At 63.2% G+C, this 17,718-nt stretch carries 18 protein-coding genes; 12 read left to right on the plus strand and 6 right to left on the minus strand.

Annotated features, from left to right (window positions below):
* Positions 1-153: 153 nt before the first annotated feature.
* The 4 genes from VI26_RS15045 (at position 154) to VI26_RS15060 (ending at position 4,766) form a co-directional block, all read left to right on the plus strand.
* A complete protein-coding gene (locus tag VI26_RS15045; protein ID WP_048410560.1) occupies positions 154-1,446 on the plus strand; it encodes an aminodeoxychorismate synthase component I in 1,293 nt (430 codons plus the stop codon).
* Positions 1,446-2,258 carry an aminodeoxychorismate lyase gene (gene pabC, locus VI26_RS15050; RefSeq protein WP_048410561.1) on the plus strand — a complete coding sequence of 271 codons (813 nt, stop codon included), beginning with the start codon at positions 1,446-1,448 and terminating at the stop codon, positions 2,256-2,258. The genes VI26_RS15045 and pabC overlap by 1 nt, the downstream gene beginning before the upstream one ends.
* Before the next feature lie 191 nt (positions 2,259-2,449).
* Positions 2,450-3,634 carry a dicarboxylate/amino acid:cation symporter gene (locus VI26_RS15055; RefSeq protein WP_048410562.1) on the plus strand — a complete coding sequence of 395 codons (1,185 nt, stop codon included), beginning with the start codon at positions 2,450-2,452 and terminating at the stop codon, positions 3,632-3,634.
* Positions 3,635-3,890: 256 nt separating this feature from the next.
* Positions 3,891-4,766 (plus strand): EAL domain-containing protein, encoded by an 876-nt coding sequence (locus VI26_RS15060; protein WP_082151094.1) that lies wholly within the window; start codon positions 3,891-3,893, stop codon positions 4,764-4,766.
* On the opposite strand, the gene VI26_RS15065 is transcribed toward VI26_RS15060, so the two are convergent.
* On the minus strand, positions 4,751-5,020 hold the full coding sequence (locus VI26_RS15065; RefSeq protein ID WP_048410563.1) for a DUF4936 family protein: 270 nt from the start codon (positions 5,018-5,020) through the stop codon (positions 4,751-4,753). The genes VI26_RS15060 and VI26_RS15065 overlap by 16 nt on opposite strands.
* A 114-nt stretch (positions 5,021-5,134) precedes the next feature.
* Between VI26_RS15065 and VI26_RS15070 the strand changes: the two genes are divergently transcribed.
* Positions 5,135-6,019 (plus strand): prephenate dehydrogenase/arogenate dehydrogenase family protein, encoded by an 885-nt coding sequence (locus VI26_RS15070; protein ID WP_048410564.1) that lies wholly within the window; start codon positions 5,135-5,137, stop codon positions 6,017-6,019.
* A 2-nt stretch (positions 6,020-6,021) separates the two neighbouring features.
* Positions 6,022-6,771: an SDR family oxidoreductase gene (locus VI26_RS15075; RefSeq protein ID WP_048410565.1), complete on the plus strand. Its 750-nt coding sequence runs from the start codon at positions 6,022-6,024 to the stop codon at positions 6,769-6,771.
* On the opposite strand, the gene VI26_RS15080 is transcribed toward VI26_RS15075, so the two are convergent.
* Positions 6,755-7,657, minus strand: coding sequence for a LysR family transcriptional regulator (locus VI26_RS15080; RefSeq protein WP_048410566.1), 903 nt, complete (start codon positions 7,655-7,657; stop codon positions 6,755-6,757). The two genes, VI26_RS15075 and VI26_RS15080, sit on opposite strands and share 17 nt — an antisense overlap.
* A gap of 101 nt (positions 7,658-7,758) precedes the next feature.
* Between VI26_RS15080 and VI26_RS15085 the strand changes: the two genes are divergently transcribed.
* Positions 7,759-9,021 (plus strand): MFS transporter, encoded by a 1,263-nt coding sequence (locus VI26_RS15085; RefSeq protein ID WP_048410567.1) that lies wholly within the window; start codon positions 7,759-7,761, stop codon positions 9,019-9,021.
* A 61-nt stretch (positions 9,022-9,082) separates the two neighbouring features.
* Here the strand turns inward: VI26_RS15085 and mnmA are convergent, their stop codons facing one another.
* From mnmA to VI26_RS15100, 3 genes are read right to left on the minus strand one after another with little or no spacing between them, the layout of a single operon-like run.
* Positions 9,083-10,162: a tRNA 2-thiouridine(34) synthase MnmA gene (gene mnmA / locus VI26_RS15090; protein ID WP_048410568.1), complete on the minus strand. Its 1,080-nt coding sequence runs from the start codon at positions 10,160-10,162 to the stop codon at positions 9,083-9,085.
* Entirely contained in the window at positions 10,159-10,707 is a 549-nt protein-coding gene (locus VI26_RS15095) for a hypothetical protein (protein WP_231581030.1), read from the minus strand. The genes mnmA and VI26_RS15095 overlap by 4 nt, the downstream gene beginning before the upstream one ends.
* A 22-nt stretch (positions 10,708-10,729) precedes the next feature.
* Positions 10,730-11,182: an NUDIX hydrolase gene (locus VI26_RS15100; RefSeq protein WP_048410570.1), complete on the minus strand. Its 453-nt coding sequence runs from the start codon at positions 11,180-11,182 to the stop codon at positions 10,730-10,732.
* 109 nt (positions 11,183-11,291) lie between these two features.
* On the opposite strand from VI26_RS15100, the gene VI26_RS23930 reads away from it, so the two are divergent.
* Together VI26_RS23930 and bfr are read left to right on the plus strand one after the other, a co-directional pair.
* Positions 11,292-11,492: a bacterioferritin-associated ferredoxin gene (locus VI26_RS23930; protein ID WP_082151095.1), complete on the plus strand. Its 201-nt coding sequence runs from the start codon at positions 11,292-11,294 to the stop codon at positions 11,490-11,492.
* Between the two features lie 162 nt (positions 11,493-11,654).
* Complete coding sequence (gene bfr, locus VI26_RS15110; RefSeq protein WP_048410572.1) at positions 11,655-12,131, plus strand: bacterioferritin; 477 nt, start codon at positions 11,655-11,657, stop codon at positions 12,129-12,131.
* Between the two features lie 80 nt (positions 12,132-12,211).
* Here the strand turns inward: bfr and VI26_RS15115 are convergent, their stop codons facing one another.
* Positions 12,212-13,804, minus strand: coding sequence for a YdgA family protein (locus VI26_RS15115; protein ID WP_048410573.1), 1,593 nt, complete (start codon positions 13,802-13,804; stop codon positions 12,212-12,214).
* 222 nt (positions 13,805-14,026) lie between these two features.
* Between VI26_RS15115 and VI26_RS15120 the strand changes: the two genes are divergently transcribed.
* From VI26_RS15120 to VI26_RS15130, 3 genes are all read left to right on the plus strand, one after another.
* Positions 14,027-15,208 (plus strand): fatty acid desaturase, encoded by a 1,182-nt coding sequence (locus VI26_RS15120; protein ID WP_048410574.1) that lies wholly within the window; start codon positions 14,027-14,029, stop codon positions 15,206-15,208.
* A 167-nt stretch (positions 15,209-15,375) separates the two neighbouring features.
* Complete coding sequence (locus VI26_RS15125) at positions 15,376-16,212, plus strand: class I SAM-dependent methyltransferase (protein WP_048410575.1); 837 nt, start codon at positions 15,376-15,378, stop codon at positions 16,210-16,212.
* A gap of 78 nt (positions 16,213-16,290) precedes the next feature.
* On the plus strand, positions 16,291-17,667 hold the full coding sequence (locus VI26_RS15130) for a cystathionine beta-synthase (RefSeq protein WP_048410576.1): 1,377 nt from the start codon (positions 16,291-16,293) through the stop codon (positions 17,665-17,667).
* Positions 17,668-17,718: the final 51 nt, after the last annotated feature.

Raw genomic sequence — 17,718 nt, forward strand, 5'->3', positions numbered from 1 at the left:
CGTCGTAGCCGGCGATTGACAGCCAAGACCGCTGCGTTACACTCGCAGCGGTTTTTCTTTTTTGTCGCGATGGGCCGGCGCAGGGCTTGGCTGTCGCGGCCAGACTATTATCCATTCAGAATCAGCGCCGGGCCTGCCGGCCCAGGACCATAGATGTTCACCCAGAAACTCGATTTCATCCCCGATCTGCTGGCATTGCACGCGGCGGACCGCGCACACTTCCCCTACCTGATGCAGTCATCCGGCGACAGCGGCTGGGATCTGCTGCTGATGCAACGTGAGCGACGCGTGTTCATGGCGGGCGAGGGACAGGACTTCCTGGCCCAGCTACGCGCATTCCAGCCGCAGGCGGTGTCCAATCCGCACGGCCTGCCTTTCGTCGGCGGCTGGTTCGCTTATCTGGCTTACGATCTGTTGTCCGAGTTCGAGCCGCAAGTGACGGCCGCGCTGGACGACAGCTTCCCGCTGGCGGTATGGGCGCGCACGCCGGCCGCGGTGCTGGTGGATAGAGCCAAGCAGGCGGCCTGGCTGGTGGGCGAAACCGCCGAGGACTGGCACGCGCTCGAGCAGCGAGTGACCGAACAGCCCGGCTTCCAGCCCAAGCCGGTGGTCTTGGCCGCGCTGGAGGAAGATCCGCCGCAGTGGTATACCGACGCGGTGCTCCGCCTCAAGCGCTACATCTACGAAGGCGATGTGTTCCAGGTGAATATATCGCGTGGCTGGCGTGCCGAACTGGGCGAGGGGCTGAGCGCGCCGGATCTGTTCGCCGCTCTGCGCCGCGCCAATCCGGCGCCGTTCTCGGCGCTGGCGGATTTTGGCGATGCGCAGATCGTCAGTTCCTCGCCGGAGCGGCTGGTGCGGGTGCGCGACGGCTGGGCGGAGACGCGGCCTATCGCCGGCACTCATCCGCGTTCACAGGACCCGGTCGAGGACGCGGCATTGAAGAAGCGCTTGATCAGCAGCATCAAGGAACGCGCCGAGCACGTGATGCTGATCGACCTGGAGCGCAATGATCTGGGCCGCATCAGCCGGCCGGGCACGGTGGAAGTCAACGAACTGATGGCGGTGGCCAGCTACGCCTATGTCCATCACATCGAATCCAATGTCCGCGGCCAGCTGCGCGACGATGTGACGCCTGCGGATGTGCTGCGCGCGCTGTTCCCCGGCGGCACCATCACCGGCTGTCCCAAGGTGCGCACCATGCAGATCATCCGCGAGCTGGAAAACAGCGCGCGCCGCGCCTACACCGGTAGCCTGGGCTATTTGAACCGCGACGGCACCATGGACTTCAACATCCTGATCCGCAGCTTCATGCAAGAGGGAAGCAAGCTGCGCTTCCGCGCTGGCGGTGGCATCGTCGCCGACTCCGATCCCGAACGTGAACTGCAGGAAACCCGCCACAAGGCGCGCGGCCTGCTGCGGGCGCTGGGCGTGGAGCAGGGCTGATGGTGATGTTGATCAACGGCCGTCCCGACGAGCGCATCGCGGCGGCGGACCGTGGCCTGTCTTACGGCGACGGCGTGTTCCGCACCCTGGAGCTGCTGAGCGGCCGGCCGCGGCTGTGGGCCTGGCAGTACGCGCGGCTGTGCGATGACGCGCGCCGGCTGAGCCTGCCGCCGCCCGAAGAGGCGCTGCTGCTGGCCGAACTGGCCGTGGCCGGACACGGTCTGCCGCGCGCGGCGGCCAAGATCGTGCTGACCCGCGGCGAAGGCGCGCGCGGCTATGCGATGCCGGAGGCGCCATTGTGCACCCGCATCGTCAGCGCCACACTCTGGAATGGCTATCCGCCGGAGCGCGCCGAGCAGGGCGTGACGGCGCGCTGGTGCCAAACCCGCTTGGCCTTGCAGCCGGCGCTGGCCGGCATCAAGCATCTGAACCGGCTGGAGAATGTGCTGGCGCGCTCGGAATGGCAAGATCCCGCCATCGCCGAAGGCCTGATGCTGGATATGGAAGGCTGGGTGGCGGAGGGCACGATGAGCAATGTCTATGTGCTGGAAGGCGAGGTCATCGCCACGCCCAGGCTGGACCGCTGCGGCGTGAACGGCGCGGTGCGGGATTGGTTGAGCGCGCATTGTTTGGATATCGGACGCTCTTTTACTGAAACGCGACTTTCCACGCAGCGCTTGATTGACGCCGATGCGGTGTTTCTCTCCAATAGCCTGATGGGTATCTGGCAGATTACCCGCTTGGGCGAGCGCCGCTGGAGCCCTCATCCGCAGCTGCGCGCCCTGCAACACAGCCTGTCGCTTCAAGCCTGAAGCTAGGCGTCGGGAGGGCAGTTCCCGGCGTCGACGACAGACCTGCCCAGACCGCGTCTGCATTCTTGCTCCATGCCGCCCTGGCCGGGCAGATCTCCATTCTTCCGACTGGCGCCGTGCCCGGACCGGGCATGGGGCAAGCGCATGCGCGGATCGCGAACAACATTAGACCAAAGCTCAGAGAGGTTGCCGTGAAATTGATTCTTAAACTACTGGCCGGCATGGCGGTGGGCCTGGCGCTGGGGCTATGGGCCCCGGACGGCCCGCTGGCCCTGCTGATGACTTTCAAAGCCCTGTTCGGGCAATTCATCGGCTTCATGATTCCGCTGATCATCGTGTTCTACATCATGAGCGGCATCGCCGCGCTGGAATCCAATTCCGGCAAGATGCTGGGCTGGACCGTGGGGCTGGCCTATTGTTCCACCATCCTGTCCGGGCTGGCGGCCTTCGCCGTCGCCTCCGGCGTATTGCCGTCGCTGATCGCTCAGGGCGTGCACGCCACCGACAAGCCGGCGGCGATCAAGGCCTTGTTCACGCTGGAGATCAAGCCGCTGTTCGATGTGATGACCGCCTTGATGCTGGCCTTCGTGTTCGGCCTCGGCATCGCCGTCACCCGCGCGCTGCGGCTCAAGGAGGTGGTGGACCAGGGCAAGGACATCGTGGAACTGGTGTTGGCCAAGGTGCTGATTCCGCTGCTGCCGGCCTATATCGCCTGCGTTTTCGCCGAGATGGCGGCCGATGGCTCGGTGTTTTCCACGCTGAAGACCTTCGGCGTGGTGCTAGTGCTGGCCATAGCGATGCACTGGATCTGGCTGACCTTGCTGTACACGGTGACGGGTCTCGCCAGCGGCCGCAATCCCTGGTCCTTGATCCGCAATATGTTGCCGGCCTATCTGACCGCGCTGGGCACCATGTCTTCGGCGGCGACCATTCCGGTGGCGCTGCGCTCGGCCAAGCAGATGAAGGTGTCCGGGCCGGTGGCGGATTTCGTGATGCCGCTGTGCGCGACCATTCACTTGTGCGGCTCCACCATCACGCTGGTTACCTGCGCCACCGCGGTGATGCTGATGACGGCTGGTCTGGACGTGCCCAGCTGGGACGTGATGTTCCCCTTCATCCTGCTCCTGGGCGTGACCATGGTGGCGGCGCCGGGCGCGCCGGGCGGCGCGGTGATGTCGGCGCTGGGCATTCTGGCCAGCATGCTGCATTTCCCCGAGGCCAGCCTGGCCTTGATGATTGCGCTCTACCTGGCGCAGGACAGCTTCGGCACCGCCTGCAATGTCACCGGCGACGGCGTGATCGCGTTGTGGCTGGACCGCATCATGGGCCGGTCGGCGGAAGAAGTGGAAGCCAAGCCGGCATCGCAGCAGGTCTGAGTTCGACTCATAGATTTATGTGAACTATATAACGAGCATTTAATTATTTTTAGAGATAAAGAGAGACGGGTATATTGAGCGGGTCTTTCTGGCGCAGTAGAGCGCTGGCGGCTATTGGCGGCGCTGCCGCCGGGAAGCCGGCCTCTTTCTGTCTGCCGGTTTTGCGGAACCGCATGCAGGTTTCTCTCGTATCTTGTTTGGGCCGAACGATGTTCGGCCTTTTTTCTTGTTTGCTTGGCGCAGGCCGGGAGGCGCGATGTCGGCGATGGCGGAGTGTGAAGTGGCGATGGCGAATCCAGGCGTGCAAGCGGCGCTGCCGGAGCTGAACCTGATGCTGGCGCGGCATGGCTTCGAGGCGGAGCCGCTATGCTGGCGTGAAGGCCGCGTGCGCGGCCGGCACGAGGATTGGCGCTTCCGCAGCGTGTTCCAGCCGGTGTATCGTCTGCAGGACGGCGAGCCGCGCTTGTGGTCGGTGGAGGCGCTGGCGCGGGTATCGGACCGCTTTGGCGGCCAGTTGATTCCCACGGTGCTGTTCGCCGCGGAAACCACGCCGCGCCGCACCGTCTATGTGGACCGGCAGCTGCGCTGCCTGCACCTGCTCAATTTCCTGCTGCAGTCGCCGCCGCCGGGCCTGCTGCTGTCGCTCAACGTCAATGCCCAGCACCTGGTGAATGTCAGCGAGTCCCACGGGCAGTTCTTTGCCGAGGCGCTGCAACTGCTGGGGGTGGAGCCGCGCCATGTCTGCCTGGAAATCGTCGAGGACGCGGTCAGCGACCCGGTGCGGCTGCACGGCGCGGTGCAGCGCTACCGCGATCTGGGCTTTTTGATCTCCTTGGACGACTTTGGCCAGGGCGCGTCCAATCTGGAACGGGTGTGGCTGCTGGAGCCTGATTACGTCAAGCTGGACAAGGTGTTGATGCGGCGCGCGCTGATGCGGCCGGCGCTGCGCGATAAGCTGACCGAGCTGGTGGCCATCCTGAAGCTGCACGGCGCCAAGGTGGTGGGCGAGGGCATAGAGAGCGAGATGCAGTTGGACATCGCCCGTGCCGCCGGTTGCGACTTCGTCCAGGGTTTTCACTTGGCGCGGCCGGTGGACTGCTTGAACTGGCCCGTTTCTCAAGCCAGCGGCTGAAACCACTCTTCATGGCGGCTCAGCGCCGCCAGACCACATTCGACGCTGATCTCGAGCCAGGCGTGGCGGAACGCGTCGGCGTCGCTGATCCCTTCATACACTTCCATCCAGGTGCCGGCGTCGTCGCGACGGCGCAGCAGGCGGCCAGGGACGCCGGTACGCGCCTGCAACGCTGACTGTAGCGCCCGCAAGCGGGATAGCAGCGCGGCATCATCGGCGTCGGCCTTGAAATAGCAATACAAGCAGTGATTCATCGCTGGTCCTTGGAGGCGTGGGCGTCATCGCGCCGCAACGGAAGTGGTTGTCAGCCATCGTTAGGCAGGTATGATAACCGTTCTGTGTTCCAAGGCCATGGATGGGGAGAAGCGGTGCAGCAAGGGATAGAAACCCTGGTAGTGGTGGGCGTGGGTCTGATTGGCGGTTCGTTCGCCTTGTCGCTGAAACGCGCCGGGCTGGCGCGGCATGTGATCGGCGTCGGCCGCACCCGGGAAAACTTGGAGCGGGCGCTGGAGCTGGGGGTGGTGGACGAGATCAGTCAGGACCTGGCCGCGGTGGCCGCGCGCGCGGATCTGGTGTTGCTGGCTTCGCCGGTCGGCCAGATGGGCGGCTTGATGGCGGCGCTGGCGCCGAGGTTGCGGCCGGGAGCGATTGTCACCGATGCCGGCAGCACCAAGGGCGACGTGGTGGAACTGTACCGCCGGCATCTACCCGGCCAATTAATGCATTGCGTGCCGGCGCATCCCATCGCCGGTTCCGATTTGTCCGGCGCCGCCGCCGCCCAGTACGGCCTGTACGAAAACCGCAAGGTGGTGCTGACGCCGCTGCCGGAAACATTGCCTGCCGCCGTGGAGCGGGTGGCGACGCTATGGCGCGCCTGCGGCGCGGAAATCCACGAGATGACGGCGCAAGAGCACGACGCGGTGTTCGCCACCGTCAGCCATCTGCCGCATCTGCTGGCCTTCGCCTATGTGGACATGGTGGCGGGCAAGGCCGATGCCGAGCGTTGTTTCGATTTCGCCGCCACCGGTTTCCGCGATTTCACCCGCATCGCCGGTAGCCATCCGGAAATGTGGACCGATATCAGCCTGGCCAATCGCGACGCGCTGCTGCAGGAGCTGGACCGCTACCGCGCCGGGCTGGAGCAATTGCGCCAGATGCTGGACGCCGGTGATGGAGAAAGGCTGGCGGAGCGCTTCGGCGCCGCGCGCGGCGCGCGCACGCGCTGGCATCAGCAATTCATGCGCAAGGGTTGAAGATGGACGATAAGGTGGTGTTGATCACCGGCGCTTCGCGCGGCATAGGCGCGGCGACGGCGCGGCTGGCGGCGGCGGAGGCTTGGCGCGTCGCGGTCAATTACCGCAAAGACCTGGCCGGAGCGGAGGCGGTGGTGGCCGAGTTGCGGCGCGCGGGCGCGGACGCCGAGGCGTTTTGCGCAGATGTCTCGCTCGAGGCGGACATCGTGGGGCTGTTCGACGCGGTGGCGGAGCGCTTCGGTCGTATCGACGCCCTGGTCAACAATGCCGGCGTGACCGCGCCTATCGGCCGGTTGGAGGATTACTCGGCGCAACGGGTGGAGCAGGTGCTGCGCAGCAATGTGTTGGGGCCCATTCTCTGCTGCCGCGAGGCGGTGCGCCGGATGTCCACCCGCCATGGCGGCGGTGGCGGCGCCATCGTCAACGTGTCTTCCGCGGCCTCGCGGTTGGGCTCGGCCGGCGAATACATCGACTACGCCGCCAGCAAGGGCGCGATCGATACCCTGACCCTGGGCCTGGCGCGCGAAGTGGCGGCCGAGGGCATCCGTGTCAACGCGGTGCGGCCGGGGCTGATCAATACCTCCATTCATGCCAGCAGCGGCGAGCCGGGCCGGGTGGCGCGCCTGGCCGACAGCGTGCCGATGCGGCGCGGCGGCGAAGCCGAAGAAGTCGCTGCGGCGATTCTGTGGCTGTTGTCGGATGCCAGTTCCTTCTGCACCGGCAGCCTGCTCGACGTCAGCGGCGGGCGTTGAGCCAGCGCTCGCGCATCAAGTTCAGAAACTGGATCACCAGCGGCGAGTCTTCGTCCAAGCGCGTGGCCAGGCCCATCGCCAGATAAGCGCCCTCGTCCAGCAGCGGCAGATAGCGCACGCCGGGAAGCCGGACGCATTCCAGTGGCGAGGGCAGGATGGCGATGCCTAGCCCGGCGGCGACCAGGCCGATCTGGGTGATGGCCTCGCCGGCCTCCTGCCGCGGCCGCCAGTCCATGCCTTGGCGGCTCGCCAGCTCGCGCAGCACCGTGTTCAAGCCGGTACCGGCTTCCTGCGGATAGCCGATCAGGCTTTCTCCGCGCAATTGCCCCAGCCGCAGCGCCGGCTGACCGGCCAGCGGATGCTCGGCGCTGATTACCACCCGCAGCGCGTCCCGCTGCAACTCCACCACCGCGATATCCGCCATGGGTTCCAGGCCGTTGAAGCGCACGAAGCCGATGTCCAGCCGCCGTTGCTGCAAGGCCTGGTATTGGTCGGTGGTGAACATCTCGCACAGTTTTAGCCCGACTTCCGGAAAGCGCTGACGATAGTCGTGCAGGCCGGCGTGCAGGATGGGGGACAGCGGCAACGAGGAGGTGAAACCTATGCTCAGTTCGCCGATCTCGCCTCGCGCGGCGCGCCGGGCTTCCATCGCGGCCAATTCCGTGTCGGCGAGAATGCGCTGAGCGCGGCTCAGGAATTGGCGGCCGGCCTCGGTCAACTCCACTTTGCGCTGGTGGCGGCGCAGCAGCCGCACGCCCAGCTCGGCCTCCAAGGCCTGGATCTGCTGGCTGAGCGGTGGTTGGCCAATGTGCAGCCGCTGGGCGGCGCGAGTGAAATGCAGTTCTTCGGCGACCGCGACGAAGTAGCGCAGATGGCGTAGTTCCATGATTGATATTTTTAAAGTATCAAATGATGGTTAAATATATATTGGACTGCGAATTTGGCCAAGACTAAGCTCAAGAATATATTTCGTATTGAAAGATTTTCATGTCCGCCGAGTCACCGTCTTCCTGCCTTCGCTCTGTGGTATCGCCGTCGTCCGCTTCGTCACTTTCTCCAGCCAAGCTGCACGCCGGCACCGCCGAATTCCGCGCCACCGCGTGGGCGATGTTCGTCGGCGGTTATTGCACCTTCGCCATGTTGTATGGCGCGCAGCCATTGATGCCGCTGTTTTCCCAGGATTTCGCCTTGTCGCCGGCCGCCTCCAGCGGCGTGGTGTCCTTGGCCACCGGCAGCCTGGCGTTGAGCCTGATTCCCGCCGGCCTGCTGGCGGACCGTCTGGGACGACGTCCGTTGATGAACGCGGCGCTGGCGCTGGGCGCGCTGCTGATGCTGCTGTCGGCGCTGGCGGACAGTTTCCAGCATCTGCTGTGGTTGCGCGCGGCTTTCGGCGTGGCCTTGGCCGGCCTGCCGGCGGTGGCGATGGCGTATCTGAGCGAGGAGGTGGACGCCAAGTCGCTGGGCCATTCCATGGGCTTGTACATCGCCGGCAATGCGCTGGGCGGGATGAGCGGCCGCTTCATCGCCTCCTTGCTGGCCGACCATTTCGGCTGGCGCTGGGCTTTGCTGACGTTGGCCTTGCTCGGCGTGCTTGGCGCGTGGTTGTTCTGGCGCAATCTGCCGCCGTCACGGCACTTCCAGCCGCGCCGGCATGATCTGGGTCGCATGTGGCGAGAGGCCAAAGCCTTGTTCGGCGATGCCGGTCTGCCCTGGCTGTTCGTGTCCGCTTTCCTGTTGTCCGGCTGCTTCGTCAGCCTATATAACTACCTGGGTTTCCGCCTGCTGGCGCCGCCGTTCAATATGAGCCAGAGCCTGTTGGGGCTGGTGTTCTCGCTGTATATCGTCGGCGTCTGGTCATCGGCCTGGGTCGGCAAGCTGTCCGACCGTCTGGGCCGACGCAATGTGTTGTGGCTGATGGTGCTGGCCATGTTGCTGGGACTGGCGCTGACCTTGAGCGATCGCGTCGTGCTGCTGGTGGCCGGCATCGCCCTGTTCACCTTCGGTTTTTTCGCCGGCCATTCGGTGGCCAGCAGTTGGGTGGGATTGCGCGCGCGCCAGGGGCGGGCGCTGGCTTCCGCCATTTACCTGAGCGCCTATTATCTGGGTTCCAGCCTGCTGGGCTCGCTGTCCGGCCTGATGTGGGGGCGCGGCGGCTGGAACGGGGTGGCGGGGGTGTTGGCGCTGTGCCTGACGGCGATGCTGGCGATCAGCCTGGGCCTGCGGAGGCTGCAACCCTTGCCGCAATCTTGATGATGAATGGAAAAGCCCCGCGGCGATGATTCGGCGCGGGGCTTTTTGACTAGCGGTGGGCTTATTGAATGATGCCGCCGCCCAGGCAGATGTCGCCATCGTACAGTACCGCGGACTGGCCGGGAGTGACCGCCCATTGCTTGTCGCGGAAAGTCAGCGTGGCCTGGCCGTCGACGATGGCGGACAGATTGCAGCCGGCGTCGGCCATGCGATAGCGGTTCTTGGCCGCGTACTCGCCGGCCGCCGGCGCCGATGGCAGCGTCCAGCTCAGGTCGGCCATCGCCAGAGTCGGCTTCAGCAGCAGCGGGTGATCGTGGCCTTGCACCACGATCAGCCTGTTGCCGGGGATGTCCTTGCCGGCGACGAACCACGGTTCGCCAGTGCCGTCGCGCGCGCCGCCTATATTCAGGCCCTTGCGCTGGCCCAAGGTGTAATACATCAGGCCGATATGCTCGCCCACCACCTTGCCGTCCGGCAGTATCATCTCGCCGGGCTTGGTGGGCAGATAGCGTTGCAGGAATTCACGGAACGGCCGTTCGCCGATGAAGCAGATGCCGGTGGAGTCCTTCTTGGCCGCGGTGGGCAGGCCGGCTTCCTCGGCCAGCTTGCGCACTTCGGTCTTGCGGATGTCGCCGAGCGGGAAGATGGCCTTGGCCAACTGATGCTGCTGCAGCCGATACAGGAAGTAGCTCTGATCCTTGGTGTGGTCCACCGCCTTCATCAGGTAGTGGGTGCCATCCTGCTCCAGCTTGCGCGCGTAGTGGCCGGTGGCGATGCAGTCGGCGCCCAGTTCCATCGCGTAGTCAAGGAAGGCCTTGAACTTGATTTCGGCATTGCACAGCACATCGGGATTGGGCGTGCGGCCGGCGGAGTATTCCTTCAAGAAGTAGGAGAACACGCGGTCCTTGTACTCCTTGGCGAAGTTGACGATCTCCATGTCGATGCCGACGATGTCGGCCACGCTCATCGCGTCCAGCGCATCCTGCTTGATCGAGCAGTACTCGTCGTCGTTGTCGTCTTCCCAGTTCTGCATGAAGACGCCGATCACCTCGTGTCCCTGCTGCTTCAGCAGCGAGGCGGTTACCGAGGAGTCCACGCCGCCGGACATGCCGACGACAATTCGTTTCTTACTACCCGTCACGGGGAAAATCCTTCCATCCAAATATCGAGGGCAATCACCACCGGGGCTTGCCCAAAGTCCTTGAACCAGCTGTCCACCGCCCAATCCCGGCCGGAAAGCATGTCGCGCAGCACCGCGGTGTAGTGCAGGTCCAGCAGTAGCGGCGCGCGCCAAGCCGGCTTGCCCACTGTGTGGTATTGCAGCCAGCCGTGGTCCTGCAGATAAGTGAGGAAGGTGCTGACATTGCTGCTGTGGTCCACGCAGTCCATGCGGCCTTCGGCGGGCCCGTCGCGGAAATTGCCGCCCTTGTCCTGCCAGATCGGCAGCGTGCGCGCGGCGATGTGATAAAGCGCGGTGACGGCGTCTCTGACGGCGGAACGTTCGGTTTCCGGGCTGTTGGCGGCGGACAGGCGGGCGGCGAGCCAGGCATCGGCCTCGGCGGGGATGTCTACGTAGGCATGTCTGGAGCAGCCGTAATGGTAGCAGATATTGATGGCGCTGGCTTGTGCCGCCCACGGGAGGCCGGCCAGCAGCGCCAATAGGAAAGACAATAATCTCAAGGACATGCAGACTCCGGGGCCGCGGCGCTTAGCGGCCCAGATGGTGGATCATGGACAGAGGGTGGCGTTTGCCGGCGCGGAAATCGTCCAGGCACTGCTGCACCACCGGGCTGCGGTGCTGCGCGCGCAGCGCGACGATTTCCTCGTGGCTCAGCCATTGCGCCGACAGAATGCCGTCGTCCAGCCGCGGATAATCCTCGCGTCGTAGCGGGTGGCCGTAGAAGGCGAAGCGCAGATAAGTGATGTCGCTATTGGGGCGGTCCACCAGATAGATGCCCACCAGCCCCAGCGGGCGGAAGTGCCAGCCGGTTTCCTCCAGCACCTCGCGCTTCACCGCGTCTTCCAGCGTCTCGCCATACTCCAGGTGGCCGGCCGGCTGGTTGAAGCAGATGCCGTCGCTGGTCACTTCCTCCACCATCAGGTAGCGCCCGTCCAGTTCGATGACTGCCGCAACTGTCGCATTTGGTTTCCACTGCGTCATGGTCTGCGCTTTCTTGTTGACAATGATTCTTGTTTGAATCTATATTCTTGATAACGATTCTCGATTACTTTAACGCAATCCCGCGCCACATTACACCACCGGAACTGCCATGTACGTTTGCCTGTGCCATGCTGTAACTGACAAGCAAATCCGCGAAGCGGTGCACAACGGAGCCACCCGCATGTGCGATTTGAGCCGCGAGCTTGGCGTGGCGACCGATTGCGGCAAATGCGCCTGCATGGCCAATCAACTTCGCAAGGAGGCTGTTCAAGCGCTTGGTCCGGCTTCGACCGCGCGCAGCGCCGCTTGATCTCATCCTTCGTTTCCTGCTTAGTCTCGGCCAAGGCCGGGCAGACTGCAAATCCCCACGCGCCGTATTCTCGCGGCGCGCATATCCTCTTTTCGACCTTGATGCCTTGAGACTGGCGCGCGCTATGTCATAATGGAAGAATCATTTCTTCCGGAGAGCGCGATGCAAGGCGATAAAAAGGTCATCAAATACCTGAACCAGATTCTCAAGAACGAGCTGACCGCGATCAACCAGTATTTTCTGCATGCCCGCATGTACAAGAACTGGGGCTTGAAGAAACTCAACGAACACGAGTATCACGAGTCCATCGACGAGATGAAGCACGCCGATGCGCTGATTGAGCGCGTATTGTTTCTGGAAGGGCTGCCGAATCTGCAAGACTTGGGCAAGCTGCATATCGGCGAGAATCCGAAGGAAATGCTGGAGTGCGATCTGAAGCTGGAAATGGACGCGCTGCCGGTATTGCGCGAAGCCATCGCCTACTGTGAGAGCGCCAAGGACTACGTGACCCGCGACCTGCTGGAAGACATCCTGGAGAGCGAGGAAGAGCACGTGGATTGGCTGGAAACGCAGTTGAGCCTGATTGAGAGCGTTGGCCTGCAGAATTATCTGCAAAGCCAGATGCACGACGAGGACTGAGTGTCGAGCTGAGGCCAGCACTGGCCGGCAAAGAAAAAGGGCTGTCGCGAGACAGCCCTTTTCACATGGCGAGCGCGTCGTTATTTCTTCTGCGTCGTGGCAGGCTGAGACGCGTCGTGCGGCGGCTCCAGGTCGATTTCCTCCCAGGGCAGCGCCACCTTTTTCTTGTTGATGGTCAGCACGCCGGCGCCGTAGTTGAGCTCGGTGTTGATCTGGCCCTTGTCCTCGACGATGTACTGCTCGCTCTTCCACTGCGCCAACTGGCTGTCCAGCAGGTTCTTGGCCAGGTCTTCCACTTCCTTCATGTTCGGCTGGTCCTCGGCGCTTTGGTCGACGGTGAACAGCGTGCGCGCCTGAGCGATCACCAGGTCTTCCAGCGTCTGGCGCGGCAGGCTGAGCTTGGCGTCCACGTCAAAGCGCTTGAGGAATTGCGATGCGTCGTTGAGGTCGGCCGGCTGCAGGCCCTTGACGCCCAGGCTGCCTTCCAGCTTGGCTTCGCCGCTCGGCATCTTGAGATAGAACTCGTTGATCACCACTTTGGGATCGTTCTGCAGCAGCGGGATGCCATTCTTCTTGATGGTATCGATGTATTGCTTGCGCAGCAGCGCCGGGTCCACGCCTTCGAACGGGATCTGGCCTATGGCCTGGTCCAGCTTGACCAGGGTGGGGCCATGCAGGTGATTGGCGGAGATGTCCAGCCGCATCGGGCCGTAGCGGTGGTCGTTGAAGTTGAACTCGGCGAAGTTCAGCTTGCCGCGGGTATTGACGTAGTCGTCCTGCTCGCTGGTGACGATCTGGTAGCGGAAGTCCTTCAAGGTCACCGCGGACGGCTTGAACTCGCCGGACGGATTGATGAATTCGCCGATGCGCACGCGGGTCATCAAATAGACCAGTTCGTTCAGCTTGATGCTGTAGGGCACGCTTTCGCGCGAATTGAGGCGGACGTTGCCCACGGTCAATTCGCTGGTGCCCAGCTTGACGCCGGTGTTGCCGGGGCGGATGTCGGACAGGTAGCGCACGCCATCGAAGGCGATGCTGCCCTTGCTGGCGGCTTCCAGCAGGAAGCCGGGCGACAGCGCCTCGGTCTTGTATTCCTTGTAGCCGTCGGCGTAGTCGAGCTTGAGGTCGAAGCCCTTCCATTTCATCTTGACGCCGGACAGCGCTTCTTCATAGTCGAAGGCCGGCACCGTGACGCCTAGCTCGCCGCCGCCGCCAAAGCCCAGGCGGTTGACGATGGTGATGGGTTCCTTGTCGCCGAAGAAGCTGGCCAGCGTCTTGCGGGTGGAGTCGCTCATCGCGAACTCAGTGCGCACCAGCGCGCGGCCCGGGCGGAAGTCGAAATCGCCGATGCCGGGGAAGGGGCCGTGCTTGACGTGGTTGGTGAACTTGATGGTGGCGTTCAGCAAGGGCTTCACATTGTCGGGCAGCATGTTTTCATACGGGCCGGACAAATGGCGGTTGAACACCAGCTCGGTGGTTTCCGTGGAAGAGAACCAGCCGCGTTGATAACTGTGGGATTTGACTTTGAACAGCGGCAGGTCGGCCAGCATCTTGTGCTGTTCCTGCAAGGTCTGCTCCGCCTTGACGCCGGCCCACAGGGTCGCGCCTCCATACAGAACGAACAGGCCACCGAGGGTGGCGCCGGCAATGATCAGACGACGATTTGGCAACACTAGCGCTTTTTCTTAACTAGGATGGAATGAGGCCCTATGGTACACCATCGCCTGCTGCTTGCGTTACTGCCGGCGCGTGAACCGGGGGGCGTCGGCGGGGTCCAAGTTTGACGTTTGCGGCGGCGGCTAGCCGGCGCAACAGCAAAACGGTCTGACATCGGCAGGCCGCTTGTATAGAATAGAGTCTTTCTTCTAGATTGCTTTACGAGGCGCGATTAGTACATGAATTGGATAAACGGCGTGCTAGACCTCCCGTGGTGGGGCTATATCGTGGTGGCCTTGGTGCTGACCCACATCACCATCGCATCGGTCACCATCTTCCTGCATCGTCACCAAGCGCACCGCGCGCTCGATCTGCATCCCATTCCCAGCCACTTCTTCCGGTTCTGGCTGTGGCTGACCACCGGCATGGTCACCAAGCAATGGGCGGCCATCCATCGCAAGCACCACGCCAAGTGCGAGACCGCGGACGACCCGCACAGCCCGCAGGTGCTGGGCATCAAGAAGGTATTGTGGGAAGGCGCGGAATTGTACCGCGGCGCCTGCAAGGACCAGTCCATCATGGACAAGTTCGGTCACGGCACGCCGGACGACTGGCTGGAGCGCAATGTCTACACCCGCCACAGCGCCAAGGGCATCGTGCTGATGCTGCTGATCAATCTGGTGCTGTTCGGGCCCGCCGGCCTGACGATCTGGGCGGTGCAGATGGTGTGGATTCCGTTCTGGGCGGCCGGGGTGATCAATGGCATCGGCCATTTCTGGGGCTACCGCAATTTCGAGAACGAGGACGCGTCCACCAATATCTTCCCCTGGGGCATCCTGGTGGGTGGCGAGGAATTGCACAACAACCACCATACCTTTGGCACCTCGGCCAAGCTGTCGTATAAATGGTACGAGTTCGACATCGGCTGGATGTATATCCGCATTCTGGAAATCCTGGGCCTGGCCAAGGTGCGCAAGGTGGCGCCGCGGCTGGCCGAGGACGCGTCGCGCCCGCAACTGGACCTGGAGCATTTGCAGGCCATCATCTCCAACCGCTACGCCATCGCTTCGCGCTATGCGCGCGAGCTGAAAGAGGTGTATCGCGGCGAGCTGGACAAGATCAATCTGCCGGACTTTTCCGGCAGCAAGCTGAGCCGCAAGATGAAGGTGTGGCTGAAGCAGGACGCCAAGGACACGCCGGAAACCGAGCGCATGCAGCTGGCCACCTTGCTGGAGCATAGCCAGGTGCTGGCCACGGTCTACTCCATGCGCCAGGAATTGACCCGTTTGTGGGAACGTTCCACGCTGAGCCGCGAGCAGCTGTTGAAGGAATTGCAGGACTGGTGCAATCGCGCCGAAGCTTCCGGCATTGCCGCGCTGCAGCGTTTCTCCATGAGCTTGCGCCAATCCGCGATGCTTTAAGCCTGTTCCAGGCTAAGCCGAAACCCGCAGCATGCTGCGGGTTTTTTGCGTTTGGCGTTAGCGGAGATTAGATTTGTTCTTTATATAAAAATAAGAAATAAAATTTATATTTTTAATAATGATTGGGAATATAATGCGGCGATGTTGATGTAAATCGTGAGATGAACATGGCCACATTGCAATTGACCGACGGGGCGAGCGAGCTGCCCTATATTCATGGTTTTTCCGCTAGCGAGCAGGCGCGCCTGGTGCGTCAGGCGCGTTTCTCCGAGTCCGTGGTGTATCGAGACATCGATTTCTCCGGCGTCGGCCAGTTGCTGGAAGTGGGCTGCGGCGTTGGCGCGCAGACCGAGATCCTGCTGCGGCGCTATCCCGATCTGGAAGTGACCGGCGTCGACTTCAGCCAACGCCAACTGGCGGTGGCGCGGCAGCGCCTGCAGGGCAGCCCGTGGCAGGACCGCGCCCGGCTGTTGCACATGGACGCCGAGGACCTGGATTTCCAGCCAGCCAGTTTCGATGCCGCCTTCCTGTGCTGGGTACTGGAGCATGTGCTGTCGCCGGAACGAGTGTTGGCCGAGGTACGCCGCGTGCTGAAGCCGGGCGCGCGGCTATACGCCACCGAGGCGATGAACGCCTCCTTCTTTCTATCGCCTTATTCCGCGCATCTGCAGCAGTACTGGCTGGCTTTCAATGATCACCAACTGGCGGTGGGCGGCGATCCCTTCGTCGGCGCCAAGCTGGGCAATATGCTGCTGCGGCTGGGCTTCCGTCATGTGGAAACCCAGGTCAAGACCTGGCATCTGGACAGCCGCGACCCGCATCGCCGCCAGCAAGTGCTGGACTATTGGACCGAGCTGCTGCTGTCGGCGGCGGATCAGCTGATCGAGGCGGGGCGGGTGGACGCGGCGCTGGTGGCGGCGATGACGCGGGAGTTGAGGCAGCTGCGCAGCAATCCGGAGCTGGTGTTTTTCTATAGTTTTCTGCAGGCGACCGCCGTGGTGTGAGGCGGAATTTTTTTAGTTTCAATATAACAAAAAGTTTTTAAAAACAATATTTATATGCTGTAGCTAGGAGATTTCAATATGCAAGACCAATCCGTTCTGTCCTTGATCGGCAATACGCCGCTGGTGAGGGTGGCGCATCTGGACACCGGCCTGTGCGAGTTGTATCTGAAACTGGAAAGCCACAATCCCGGCGGCTCGATCAAGGACCGGGTGGCGCTGTCCATGATTGCCGCGGCCGAGAGCGAAGGCAAGCTGCGACCGGGCGGCACCATCGTCGAGGCCACCGCCGGCAATACCGGCCTGGGCCTGGCCTTGGTGGCCGCGCAAAAGGGCTATCGCCTGGTGCTGGTGGTGCCGGACAAAATGAGCCGCGAGAAGATTTTGCACCTGCAGGCGCTGGGCGCGGAGGTGGTGTTGACCCGTTCCGACGTGGGCAAGGGGCACCCGGAGTATTACCAGGACCTGGCCGCGCGCATCGCCAAGGACACGCCGGGCGCTTACTACATCGACCAATTCAACAATCCGGCCAACCCGCTGGCGCATGAAACCGGCACCGCGCCGGAAATCTGGGCGCAAATGAACCACGAACTGGACGCGGTGGTGGTGGGCGTAGGCTCCAGCGGCACGCTGACCGGGCTGACCCGTTTCTTCGGCCGCGAGGCGCCGCAACTGGAAATCGTGCTGGCGGACCCGGTGGGCTCGGTGCTGGCCGATCATGTCGAGACCGGCCGTCACGGCGAGGCCGGCAGCTGGCTGATCGAAGGCATAGGCGAGGACTTCATCCCGCCGCAGACCGATTTCAGCCTGGTCAAGCGCGCCTACCGCATCAGCGACCAGGAAAGCTTCGACAGCGCCCGCCTGCTGCTGAGCCGGGAGGGCATTCTGGCCGGTTCCTCGTCCGGCGCGCTGCTGGCGGCGGCCTTGCGCTATTGCCGCGCCCAGACCACGCCCAAGCGCGTGGTGACGCTGGTGTGCGACAGCGGCAACAAGTATCTGTCCAAGATGTACAACGATGACTGGCTGGTGGACAACGGCCTGGTGGAACTGCCGCGGCTGGGCGATCTGACCGATCTGATCGTGCGTCGCCACGCCGACGGCAGCACCGTGTCTTGCCACCCGGACGAGCCCTTGAACGTGGTCTACCAGCGCATGCGCTTGCATGATGTATCGCAGCTGCCGGTGCTGGCCGACGACAAGGTGGTCGGCATCCTGGACGAATGGGATCTGCTGCTGTCGGTGCACGGCGAACCGGAGAACTTCCGCCAGAACGTGCGCAGCGCGATGACCAGCGAAGTGCGCACCCTGTCGCCGCAGGCCTCGCTGCAGGACTTGCTGCATATTTTCAACGATGGCCATGTCGCGCTGATGGTGGACGGCGAGCGCTATCTGGGCCTGATCACCCAGGCCGATCTGCTGGCGTTCTGGCGCCGCCAGCCGCGCTCGCGTTCCATTTAGCTCCACTCGATCCAGGCCGGTCCAAGCGGGACCGGCCATCCGCATTGCGAG

Origin of the sequence: Chromobacterium sp. LK1, from assembly GCF_001043555.1 — a bacterium.
In the GTDB taxonomy this organism is placed as follows: domain Bacteria; phylum Pseudomonadota; class Gammaproteobacteria; order Burkholderiales; family Chromobacteriaceae; genus Chromobacterium; species Chromobacterium aquaticum.